The following is an 11,709-nucleotide window of genomic DNA, read 5'->3' on the forward strand; positions in this document are numbered from 1 at the left end:
TCCCTCCCCCCTCCTGCGGGCGCTGCTGCTACTCCCCACGGACCCCGGCATTATGCGCGTCACCAGCTACTTTGAGTAGCGGGCAAGCGAAACCTTAGCGGCTGCGGCGTTCGTTCGAGGCCGGAGCCGACGCGCGGCGCGGGCCGGACCCGCGGGCCGGACGGCCTTCGCTGGAGCGGCCGTTGCCGCCGCCTGCGTAGGATCCGCCCGAGGTGCCACCGGTGTTGGAGGACCAGACAGCCGCGCTGCCTCCGGCTTTGCTTCCGCCGGACTTGGCGCCGGCAGCTGCACGCTGGCCGGTTGCCGGGCGGCCGTTACGCTGGCCACCCGCCGATGCGCCGGAGCGGGGTGCGCCGCCGGTGCGGGGTGCTCCGCTGCGGGGAGCCGAAGCGCCCCGGGCGTCGCTGCGTCCCTCAGCGGCGCGTCCGTCCGAACCGCGGCCGGCCGCGGCACGGCCGCCGGCTGCCGGAACATCGTTGTGGTGCGCGTAGGCGGTGGTGCGGCCACGGCCACGCGCATTCCGGCGCTCGGCGCGCTCGGCCTCGGCCCGGTCCTCGTTCTTCTCCGCGACGCGCTCTGCAGCGTTGCGGGCAGCAGCCTGGCCTTCATAGGCCACGGCGCGGCGCTCGGCGCGCGGCAGATCGGTGCGGGGGGCCTCGGCTCCGACGCGTCCGCGTCCGCCACGTCCACCACGGCCACCCGCGGTGGGTGCAGCCTGGGTGGTGCGGCGGGCGCGCTTGCGCTCGGCGTTGGCACCGGTGGAGCTACCGCCGCCGTGCTGTGCCGCCTTGGCCGCCAGCAGCGCGGCGCGGGTACGCGGATCGATCTTGTCGGCCATTTCGCCGACCAGTTCAGCAACCAGCGGGGAGTTGGCGGTGACGCGCTCGAAGTTGACCTCGACGCCGGCGGCCTTCATCAGCTTCTTGACGTCGGACTGCTGCTCGGGCAGGGTCAGCGTGACCACAGTACCGTCGGAACCGGCGCGGGCCGTACGGCCTGAGCGGTGGAGGTACGCTTTGTGCTCTGTGGGCGGATCCACGTGGATGACCAGTTCGACGTCGTCGACGTGGACGCCGCGGGCTGCGACGTCGGTGGCCACCAGGACGCGGACGTCGCCGGAGGAGAACTCGGCCAGGTTGCGGTCACGGGCGTTCTGCGAGAGGTTGCCGTGGAGATCGACGGCGGGGATGCCGGCGTCGGTCAGGGTCTTGGCCAGCTTGCGGGCGTGGTGCTTGGTGCGCATGAAGAGCACGCGGCGGCCGGCACCGGAAGCGAGCTCGACGATCAGCTGCTTCTTGACGGTCTGGTCGTTGACCACCAGCACGTGGTGTTCCATGGTGGTCACCGCGGCCTGCGGGTCGTCCACGGAGTGGGTCAGCGGGTTGGACAGGTAGCGCTGGACGATCTTATCCACGCCGTTGTCCAGGGTGGCGGAGAACAGCAGGCGCTGGCCCTGGGTGGGGGTCATGTCCATGAGCTTCTTGACCACCGGGAGGAAGCCAAGGTCAGCCATGTGGTCGGCCTCGTCCAGGACGGTGATCTCGACGGCTTCGAGGGTCAGGATGCGCTGGCGGATCAGGTCCTCCAGGCGGCCCGGGCAGGCGATGACAATGTCGACGCCGGCGCGCAGGGCCTTTTCCTGGCGGGCCTGGGAGATGCCGCCGTAGATCACGGTGGTGGTCAGGCCCATGGCCTTGGCCATCGGCTCGATGGTCGCGTTGATCTGCGTGGCCAGCTCGCGGGTCGGAGCCAGGACCAGGCCCATCGGGCGGCCGGGCTTGCGGAAGTGCTTGGCTTCCCGCTCGGCGAGTCGTGCCACAAGCGGGATGGCGAATGCGATGGTCTTGCCGGAGCCGGTGCGGCCGCGGCCCAGGACGTCGCGTCCGGAAAGGGTGTCAGGGAGTGTCTTGACCTGGATCGGGAAGGGCTCCACGATCCCCTGGGCGGTCAGGGTGTCGGCAAGTGCTTTGGGCGTGCCGAGGGCAGCGAATGTAGTCATGTGTTTCAAGGTCTTTCAGGCGGTATCCGTGTGGATATCGGCCCCCGATGCCGGTTGGCTCAAGGGTTCGCCGAAGAAAAGTCAGGTGATCAACCGGGCTGCTGCCAAACTTCAGCAAGCGGCCGCCGGGACCAAATGGAACGCGTTCATCGACGCAGGATGTGCCTCTCACATGAAAAAATCCCACTGCCTGCGTGGGAGTTCCCAAAGGAATCCGGCAGGGATTCGGATGACGGACCGAAGCCGGTCAACCGAATCAAAGTGGGCATCACTGCACATCAAGTACTAGTACTCTACCACCTGGCAGGGCCGGGTCCCGTATCCGCGGCCGCGGGCCCAGCCCCTAGCCCGCCAGGCTGGGTGCTTGGAACAACGGCATATGAGACGGTCCGGCTGCCGCGTGAGTGGCTGTGTGGACCGGCTGCCGTGACGCTTCCGGTGACTTGCCTGCGGCCGGGCCCGGGCCGGCCGGCCGCAGGATCACGAGCGCCTCGGCGTCGATGAGGCGGCGGGTTCCCGTGCGCGCGTCCAGGATCCAGAACAGGTCCACGCCGGTGACGGTCTGGGTTACCGGGCCCCGATGGAAGAGCTTCCCGTTGTGCCAGGCCTCGACCTCGTCCCCCACGTTCAACTCGGCGGAGCTGTGGATTTTCCGTGCTTCGTCAACGTCCATGATCATTGCCCTTCCCCCATGTACAACTTCTTGTGCCCAGCATTCACGACACAGGTTTCGGATTCGTTTCCGGGGCGTGATTTCTGCGTGTCCCTCCGCCTCGCGGCGTTCCAGGGGAAGCCCAGAGCGTGTATTGACCACCATTGCGTCCCGGAGGAGCATGGTGGGCGGGCACGGCGGCGAGAAGAGACGGGACCGGATGAGCCCTGCGGCCCGACTCATGGCGGTCATGCCGAATGTGTCCCAGGAAGGCTTCCGGCCGGAATACCGCGATGAGGGGAAACCATGACAAAACACAGCCAGAGCCAGCGCCACACCCACGAGCACGACGCCGACGGGCAGGCGGCGCCCGGCACCGCGGCCCAGATGTGGGATGAAAAATACAGCAGCCGGCCCAAGATGTGGAGCGGAGATCCGAATCCGCAACTCGTCGCGGAGGTGGCGGACCTGGCTCCGGGCGACGCTCTGGATCTGGGGTGCGGCGAGGGTGCGGACGCCATTTGGCTCGCTGCCCGCGGCTGGGCTGTGACCGGCCTGGACGTTTCGGCCGTCGCCCTGGAGCGTGCGGCCGCCCACGCCCGGGAGAGGGGCCAGGACGCCACCATCGAGTGGGTGCAGCAGGATCTTGCCACGTGGGTCCCGGACCGATTGTTCGACCTCGTCACGGCCCAGTTCCTGCATTCCACCCAGATGCCGTGGCAGCAGGCGCTGCAGCTCGCCGCCGCCGCGGTCCGGACCGGCGGGACGCTGCTGATCGTCGGCCATCACCCCGACGGGCTGCCTCCGTGGGGCGCGCACCATACGCCGGAGAAGTTCTTCACCGCCGAAGACCTTGCCCGGGAGCTCAGGATCGAGGAGCCACTGTGGCACGTCGAGGTCCTGGACAGCCGGCAACGCAGCGCCATCGGACCCGAGGGCGAGGCCGTGACCCTCGCCGATGCCGTGCTGCGGGCCACCCGCCTGGCCGCCCAGTAGCCTGCCGTGCAATCGGTCGAGGCAGCGACCCCGGAAATCACGGACGCCGCCGAACCGGTCCTCGGAATCGATCCATTGCCGGGCCATCCACTTCCGGTTCGGCTCCGAATCACCAGTGGCACCAGGGCTACGTGGCTGGACCCCGACCGCGCCCGTTGGCCCGGTTGGACGAACAGCAACAGCGCATGACCTAGGAATCATCGGAAGGGAACATCATGGGAATCGACGACAAGGCCCACCTCACGGTCATCCACCACATCGGCGCAGCCAAGGAAGGTACCGGCAAGGTGACGGGCGATGAGGACCTCCAGCGCGAAGGCCGGCATGAGCAGGCCCAGGCCGAGCTGCTGGAGACCGGCGAAGGGATCGAGGACAGCTTCGCCAAGGAGTAGCGGGCCCAACTGGGCTGCCCAACTGACCTGTGCAACGCAACTGAACCGCGCAGTGGAACGGCGCAACTGAACTGCAGAACTGAAATGTGCGACGCGACGGCCCCGCCCACGGCGGGGCCGTTTCCGTCGCCGTCGTCGCACCGTTGCCGAGCAAAAAATGTGACAAAAGACAGCGGACGACAACTGAAGCTAAGATGGTCGACAGTTGTCGAACCCGTCCCCGGGTGGCTGATTCGCGGAAACGCGGTACCGGAGCGGGCAGCGGGCGGACCTGCCGGCGTCGCATTTTTCCCCTAGAGCCCGCGAAGGATGCGGGTTCCGGACCCACTCCCCCGACTTCCGGGAGTTCCGTTCCGCCGGCAGCGCCACGGCACATCACCGGCCGGCCGGTCCGCCTGCGGGGGCCGTCGCGACACCAGGGACCACGAATTACCGGCCCTAACCTTGATTTACCCGCCAAAACTGTTACCTCCGTCACACCCTGACGGATCCGTGCGGCCCGCACTGCGGAACCCCCGCCCGCTGCGGCCGCCTGTGACAAGGAAGAAGCCTCATGTCTGAACGCACCACCTCGGCCGCTCCGGCCATTTCAGAATCTGACACTGCCGCCCCCGCCAATGGGGGCGCCGGGAACCGCGAACCGCACCTCGCCCGGGCCCTCGGCAACCGCCACATCCAATTGCTCGCCATCGGTGGCGCAATTGGCACCGGGCTGTTCATGGGGTCCGGCAAGACCATCTCGCTCGCCGGGCCGTCCGTCATCTTCGTCTACATGATCATCGGCTTCATGCTGTTTTTCGTGATGCGTGCGATGGGCGAAATCCTGCTCTCCAACCTGAACTACAAATCCTTCAGTGACTTCGCCGGCGACCTGCTCGGCCCCTGGGCCAGCTTCTTCACCGGCTGGTCCTACTGGTTCTTCTGGGTGGTCACCGGCGTGGCAGACATCGTCGCCATTTCCGGATACGTGGACAAGCTCGCGCCCGGCACGCCCCTGTGGATCCCGGCGCTGCTCACGCCCGTGGTATTGATCCTCCTGAATCTCCCCACCGTGAAGGCGTTCGGTGAAGCGGAGTTCTGGTTTGCCATCATCAAGGTGGTCGCCATCGTGGCCCTGATCATCACCGGCGCGGTCATGATCGCCACCCATTTCACGTCCCCGAGCGGCGCGGAAGCCAACCTCGCCAACATGTGGAACGACGGCGGCATGTTCCCGCACGGCATGTTCGGCTTCGTCCTCGGCTTCCAGATCGCCATCTTCGCCTTCGCCGGGATCGAACTGGTGGGCACCGCCGCCGCCGAAACCAAGGACCCGGAGAAGAACCTGCCGCGGGCCATCAACTCCATCCCGGTCCGCGTCCTCCTCTTCTACGTGGGCGCCCTGGTGGTCATCATGGCGGTCAATCCGTGGCGCACCATCGACCCCGCCAGCAGCCCGTTCATCGGCATGTTCACGCTGGCCGGGCTGGGGATCGCCGCAGTGGTCATCAACCTTGTGGTCCTGACCTCCGCCGCCTCCAGCGCCAACTCCGGTATCTACTCAACGTCCCGGATGGTCTACGGCCTCGCCCAGGACGGGAACGCACCCAAGGCATTCGGAAAGCTCAGCATCCGCAAGGTGCCGCAGAACGCGCTGCTATTCTCCTGCATCTTCCTGCTGGCCGGCCTGATCCTGCTCTATTCCGGCGACTCCGTGATCGGCGCGTTCACCATCGTCACTTCAGTGGCCTCCGTGCTGACGATGTTTGTGTGGTCCATGATCCTGATCAGCTACATCGCCTTCCGCCGCCGTCGGCCTGCCCTGCACGAGAGTTCGGCCTTCAAGATGCCCGGCTCCGCCTTCATGCCGTACGTGGTGCTCGCGTTCTTCGTCTTCATGCTGGTGGCGCTGGCGCAGGCCGATGACACCCGCCTGGCACTCTTCGTGGCCCCCGTGTGGTTCCTGCTGCTGGGTGCAGCCTGGCACTTCAACCGGAAGACCCCACTGCAGCAGGCCCGGATTGTGGAATGGAAGGCTGTCCGCTCACAGGAGGAAGCCCGCGCAGCTGCCTGATCCTTGCGCTGATACAAAGGAGCGCTGTTACGACAGAGCGCTGAGACCAAGGTGAGCTGATGCAAAGGAGCCCCGGCCGGATCATCCGGCCGGGGCTCTTTTTCCGTGCTGGACCGCTCCAGTGCTGGGCCGCTACGCGGGTGTCCTGATGGCGGCCGGGACGACGGCGACGCGGGGCGCGACGGCCACGGCACCGATCCCGATCACCGCCGTCAGCGCGAAGACTCCGGCAAACGACGCCGAAGGAGCCGCCGTCGCGAACGCGGCGAACACGATCCCAGTGCCGGCGAGGGCCAGGGCACCGCCGAGGGAATCCGAAATGGACATCGCCGAGCTGTTGAAGCCCTCGGTGTCCTTGGTGGAGAGGGCAAGCGTCATGACGCTCAGGCGCGGATACATCAGGCCCATGCCGCCTCCGGCGAAGATCCAACCAGCGATCGCGACGGCGGCCGGCCACGCCAACACCGTTGTCACGAGGGCAAGCACGACGGCGCCAAGGACGAGGACCGAACCGATCCGCACCGCCCTCCGGTGCCCCAGCCGGGTCCCCAGCTTCCCCTGGATGGCCGAGGCCCCCGCCCAGGCGATGGCGCCGCCGGTGAGCGTGAGGCCCGCAAACGTCGGGGGAAAAGCGTAGCGTTCCACGAGCAGGTACGGCAGGTAGACCTCGGCGCCGAAGAAAGCTGCGGACGCGAGCCCGCGGGTGAGGATCACGCTCGGCAGGCCGCGCCGGGCGGTCAGCGTGCCGCGCGGCATGAGGGGACGGACGGCCAGAAGTGCGACGGCGACGGCGGCCGCCGCCAGCACCGCCCCGGCCCCCGGTACCGTGGCGGACAGGTTCAGGCCCAGCACGGCGAGCGCGGCCAGCGCCGCCAGCCCCAACTTGGCCAGGCCGCCCGGCGGACGGCCGCCGGCTGCGGTCTCCACGTTTGCCGGCGGATCTCCGGCGGCGCCGCGTCTTCCGTTCAGGCCGCGCAGGGCCGGGGCCGTCAGGAGCAGGGCCGGGATCACGAGTCCGACCACGCCGAGAAAGACCCATTGCCAGCCGGCCAGCTCCGCCACGGCTCCGGCCGCGAACGGGCCCACCAGGGACGGGATGACCCAGGCCGCGGAGAAGGCGGCGAAGATTTTCGGATGCAGGACCGGCGGGTAGACCCGGGCGATGACCACGTACAGTGCCACGGTGAGCCCGCCCCCGCCGAGTCCCTGCACCAGCCGTCCGGACACCAGGACCGGCATGGTTCCGGCGGTTCCGGCGATGAGCAGGCCAAGCACGAACATGCCCACTGCGGCCAGGAGCGGCGCCACGGGCCCTTTGCGGTCCGACCAACTGCCTGCGGCCACCATCCCGATCACCCCCGTGGCCAGCGGCCCGGCGAAGGCCAGGGCGTAGAGGCCAGCGCCCTCCAGCTCCCGGCTGACGAGCGGCATGATGGTGGTCACCGCCAAGGACTCGAAGGCCGCCAGGAACACCAGCGCGCAGGCGCCGAGTGTCACCAGCAGGTAGCTGCGGTGAAAAATACCGGCCGATTCCGGGACGGACTTCGGACGGGCGGGCGGGTCGGTTCGGGACACGGGCGGGACCTGATCGGGAGACATGGACGCAACCCTAGAACCTCAACTCGGCATGAGGTCAAGGCCGGTCCGGGCGGGACGGGGCTGGCGGCGCGGCTCCTGGCGTAGCAAATCGGAGGCTGAAGCAGGTGCAGCGTGTCTAGTGGAAGCATCCCACAGCTTAGAACCGCGGCACGCCGTGCCCCGGTCCTGACCTGTCAGTCCGCCCGTCCGCCGCATCAGTCCGCCGCGTCGAACCCTTGGGCTGGAACCACGACGGCGCCGCTGGCCCTGGAGTCCGGGTTTAGCATCCAGCCCACGCGCTTAACGGTACTCAGCATGACGACGCTTTCCACGAGCACGATCCCGGGCACCTTCTGCTGCAGCGCCACCTCGATGTTCATGACGTCCGCCAAGGACTGCAGCCACATGATGATCACGAAGTTCGTGGGCCCCGTGGTGGAGGCGCTGAGCCGCACGTTCCGCATGGTCCTCAGCTCGGCGGCGGCCGCCTCGTGCCGCCCCGCGGGGACGTTGACGAACCACTGGCAAGTCACGGGAAAGGCCGATAGCTTCTGGGCCACCTCGCACCGGAATGAGAGGATGCCGCTGGCGAGCACCCGGTTGAGCTGACGTTGGACGGTGGCAGGGTGCCTGCCCAGCCCGCGGGCAATGTCCGCTGCCGAGGCCCGTCCGTCCCTGGCCAGGAACGGTAGGAGCGCCAGGTGGCTTTCCGGCAGCGCTTCGCGGGCGGCTGCCTGGGCAACCCCTGTGGCCTCGGGGCCGGCCATAGCCCGCACGGCGGCCTGCTGTGCGCGGCTCAACACATTGAGCCGCCAGGAGCCGCCACTCGTGTGCAACCTGGTGCACAGAGCGGTCTGATATTTGAGGAGGCCGTCGATCTCCTTCAGCCGCGAGATGACCTTCAGGCTGAAATCGTCCAGGGAGGGCGTAATGACGGTCAGCATGAGGTCCCGGTTGCTGGCAGCCTCCTCCACTGTGACGATTTCCGGCATCTCGGCGAGCCTGGCGGTGACCTCCTCGCGACGGTTCATCTCGCAGTCCACGGCAACGAAAGCCAGGCACATCTGCTGGGGGTCGCCGATCAGGTGGGCCGTGATCCAGGAAACGCCGGAGGCCAGCAGCCGCTCCCAACGGGCGGCGAGCGTGGTGGCATGAACGCCCAGCACCTGGGCCGCATCAGCCCAGCTCAGGCGCGGGGCAATCTGCAGGACGTTGATCAGGGCGAGGTCGTCCTCGCTAAGTTCCATCATTCTTCCCTTCATTCATGCACAAAACCTGCGGTAGCAGCACTTTTTTGCATTTTTTCTGGCCTTCAACGGCATGTGAACCATGTCACTTGAGAATAGACGCAGGACGTCCTCAGCGGACGCGAACCAAGCCAAATCACCAGCAAAAGCCACACCCCAGCGATTTCAACGAACAAGGAGAACACGTGCCGATCACCGCAGACGCCCGGGAAATGCAGGCGGACCTTGCCCGGCTCCGCCATGAACTGCACCGGGAACCCGAGATCGGCCTGACGCTGCCTCGCACTCAGGAAAAGGTGCTCAAAGCCCTGGACGGGCTGCCCTATGAGATCACCCTGGGCAAGGACACGACGTCGGTCACCGCGGTACTGCGCGGCCAGTCGTCCGGAACCGGAGAGGGCTCCGGCCCGGCTGTGCTGCTGCGCGCGGACATGGACGGCCTGCCGGTGCAGGAGAAAACGGGCGTGGACTACACGTCCCGGATTGACGGCGCCATGCACGCCTGCGGTCACGACCTCCACACTTCCATGCTGGCAGGAGCCGCCACGCTCTTGGCCGAACGGCGGCACCAACTCGCAGGCGACGTCGTCCTGATGTTCCAGCCGGGCGAAGAAGGCTTCGACGGTGCCAGCCACATGATCCGCGAAGGCGTGCTGGATGCCGCCGGCCGGCGTGTCGACGCCGCCTACGGTATGCACGTGTTCTCCGCACTGGAACCGCACGGCAGATTCTGCACCAAGCCCGGCGTCATGCTCAGCTCCTCCGACGGCCTGATGGTCACCGTCCTCGGCGCCGGCGGCCACGGGTCGGCCCCGCACTCGGCCAAGGACCCCGTGACGGCGGCCGCCGAAATGGTCACCGCCCTCCAGGTGATGATCACCCGCCAGTTCAACATGTTCGATCCCGTGGTCCTCTCCGTGGGGGTCCTCCAGGCCGGCACCAAGCGCAACATCATCCCGGAAACCGCGCGCATCGAGGCCACCATCAGGACCTTCTCCGAGGAGGCCCGGCAGAAGATGATGGAGGCCGTGCCGCGCCTGCTGAAGGGAATCGCCGCGGCGCACGGCCTCGAGGTCGACGTCGACTACCAGCAGGAGTATCCGCTCACCATCACGGACGAGGACGAGACGCACACTGCGGAGAACGTCATCGAGGGCCTGTTCGGCGATTCCCGGCTGGCCCGCTGGGCCACCCCGCTCAGCGGCTCCGAAGATTTCTCGAGGGTTCTCGCCGAGGTCCCCGGCACGTTCATCGGGCTGAGCGCCGTCCCGCGAGGCGCCGACCACGCCACCTCCGCGTTCAATCACTCCCCTTACGCCACGTTCGACGACGGCGTGCTGGCTGACGGCGCCGCACTCTACGCGGAACTCGCCATTTCGAGGTTGGCCGCGCTTGCGGCAGCCGACGCTCCCGCCGCGGCCAACCTGGCCGCCACCGCCACCCTTTCCTAGCCGCCACCCCCGAGGGAGAAGACCATGACTGCAACCGCAATTACACCGGCGGCAACCCGAACATCCACCCGCAAAACGCTCATCGGCACGGGCATCGGCAACGCCGTCGAATGGTACGACTGGGCCATCTACGCCACGTTCACGCCGTTCATCGCCAGCCAGCTTTTCAGCAAGTCGGACCCAGCGTCCGCGGTGCTGGCCACGCTGGCGATTTTCGCCGTCGGCTTCGTTGCCCGCCCCTTCGGCGGCTTCCTGTTCGGCTGGATCGGCGACCGGATCGGCCGCAAGGCCTCCATGACCCTGGCCGTGGGGCTCGCGTCGGTGGGCAGCCTGATGATCGGCATCGCGCCGACCTTCGCGGCGGTGGGCGTATGGGCGTCGCTCACGCTGCTGGTTGCGCGACTGATCCAGGGCCTGGCGCACGGCGGTGAGCTGCCGTCGTCGCAGACGTACCTGTCCGAAATGGCGCCGAAGGAACACCGCGGCTTCTGGGCCACCCTGATCTACACCTCCGGCACCGTGGGCATCCTGTTCGGAACCCTGCTGGGCGCCGTGCTGAACATGGCCCTGAGCACCGAAGTGATGAACGCGTGGGGCTGGCGCATCCCGTTCCTGATCGGCGCGGCCATGGGCCTCTACGCGCTGATCATGCGGTCCCGGCTGCACGAAACAGACGTCTTCGAGGGCGAGGCCGCAGCGGAGAAGCGCGCGCCGATCTGGCCGCAGATCGTCCGCCACCGCAAGCAGGCCCTGCAGGTGATCGGCCTGACCGTCGGCCTGACCGTCATTTACTACATCTGGGGTGTCGTCGCCCCCAGCTATGCCACCACCGCCCTGAAGATCGACCGCGGCGAGGCCCTGTGGGCCGGCGTGATCGGCAACATCGTGTTTATCGCGGCGCTGCCCTTCTGGGGCAAACTGTCGGACCGCATCGGCCGCAAGAAGGTGCTGTGGTCCGGCGCGATCGGCGCAGGCGTCATGCACTTTCCGATGACCGCCCTACTCAAGGATTCCGCCTGGCAGCTGGCCGTCAGCATGTCGGTCATGCTGATCTTCATCGCCGCCAGCGCCGCGATCGTCCCGGCCGTGTACGCGGAGCTGTTCCCCACGAGCATCCGCACAGTCGGCGTCGGGGTGCCTTACTCAATCTGCGTGGCACTCTTTGGCGGAACCGCGCCCTACCTGCAGCAGTGGCTCGGCACCACTGTGCAGATGCCGCAACTGTTCAACGTCTACGCCGTGCTGCTGCTCGCCATCTCGGCGGTCTTCGTCTTCACCATCCCGGAAACGAAGGGCAAGGATCTCACCCTCTGATCCCGTCCCGCCCGGTTGAGCTATCAG

9 protein-coding genes are annotated in these 11,709 nt (G+C 67.5%); 5 read left to right on the plus strand and 4 right to left on the minus strand.

The annotated features are described in order from the left end of the window. Window positions 1-94: 94 nt before the first annotated feature. Together ACFRJ8_RS09210 and ACFRJ8_RS09215 are read right to left on the minus strand one after the other, a co-directional pair. The gene (locus ACFRJ8_RS09210; protein WP_377985806.1) at window positions 95-1,999 is read right to left on the minus strand and encodes a DEAD/DEAH box helicase; all 1,905 of its coding nucleotides are present in this window, start codon (window positions 1,997-1,999) and stop codon (window positions 95-97) included. Between the two features lie 343 nt (window positions 2,000-2,342). Further along, complete coding sequence (locus ACFRJ8_RS09215; RefSeq protein WP_377985807.1) at window positions 2,343-2,672, minus strand: hypothetical protein; 330 nt, start codon at window positions 2,670-2,672, stop codon at window positions 2,343-2,345. A gap of 285 nt (window positions 2,673-2,957) precedes the next feature. Here ACFRJ8_RS09215 and ACFRJ8_RS09220 point away from each other — a divergent pair, with 285 nt between their 5' ends. The 3 genes from ACFRJ8_RS09220 (at window position 2,958) to cycA (ending at window position 6,092) form a co-directional block, all read left to right on the plus strand. Next, window positions 2,958-3,647 carry an SAM-dependent methyltransferase gene (locus ACFRJ8_RS09220; protein ID WP_377985808.1) on the plus strand — a complete coding sequence of 230 codons (690 nt, stop codon included), beginning with the start codon at window positions 2,958-2,960 and terminating at the stop codon, window positions 3,645-3,647. A gap of 215 nt (window positions 3,648-3,862) precedes the next feature. Further along, window positions 3,863-4,039, plus strand: a complete 177-nt coding sequence (locus ACFRJ8_RS09225) for a CsbD family protein (protein WP_377985809.1) — start codon at window positions 3,863-3,865, stop codon at window positions 4,037-4,039. Window positions 4,040-4,592: 553 nt separating this feature from the next. Next, window positions 4,593-6,092 (plus strand): D-serine/D-alanine/glycine transporter, encoded by a 1,500-nt coding sequence (gene cycA / locus ACFRJ8_RS09230; RefSeq protein ID WP_377985810.1) that lies wholly within the window; start codon window positions 4,593-4,595, stop codon window positions 6,090-6,092. Window positions 6,093-6,224: 132 nt separating this feature from the next. Here cycA and ACFRJ8_RS09235 read toward each other — a convergent pair whose 3' ends face one another. Together ACFRJ8_RS09235 and ACFRJ8_RS09240 are read right to left on the minus strand one after the other, a co-directional pair. Next, window positions 6,225-7,691: an MFS transporter gene (locus tag ACFRJ8_RS09235; RefSeq protein ID WP_377985811.1), complete on the minus strand. Its 1,467-nt coding sequence runs from the start codon at window positions 7,689-7,691 to the stop codon at window positions 6,225-6,227. Between the two features lie 194 nt (window positions 7,692-7,885). Next, entirely contained in the window at window positions 7,886-8,917 is a 1,032-nt protein-coding gene (locus ACFRJ8_RS09240; protein WP_377985933.1) for an Lrp/AsnC family transcriptional regulator, read from the minus strand. A gap of 185 nt (window positions 8,918-9,102) precedes the next feature. Between ACFRJ8_RS09240 and ACFRJ8_RS09245 the strand changes: the two genes are divergently transcribed. Beyond that, the gene (locus ACFRJ8_RS09245) at window positions 9,103-10,368 is read left to right on the plus strand and encodes a M20 family metallopeptidase (protein WP_377985812.1); all 1,266 of its coding nucleotides are present in this window, start codon (window positions 9,103-9,105) and stop codon (window positions 10,366-10,368) included. Window positions 10,369-10,392: 24 nt separating this feature from the next. Next, the gene (locus ACFRJ8_RS09250) at window positions 10,393-11,682 is read left to right on the plus strand and encodes an MFS transporter (RefSeq protein WP_377985813.1); all 1,290 of its coding nucleotides are present in this window, start codon (window positions 10,393-10,395) and stop codon (window positions 11,680-11,682) included. The last annotated feature ends 27 nt before the right edge of the window (window positions 11,683-11,709 follow it).

The organism is Arthrobacter sp. NPDC056886 (assembly GCF_042788715.1).
In the GTDB taxonomy this organism is placed as follows: domain Bacteria; phylum Actinomycetota; class Actinomycetes; order Actinomycetales; family Micrococcaceae; genus Arthrobacter.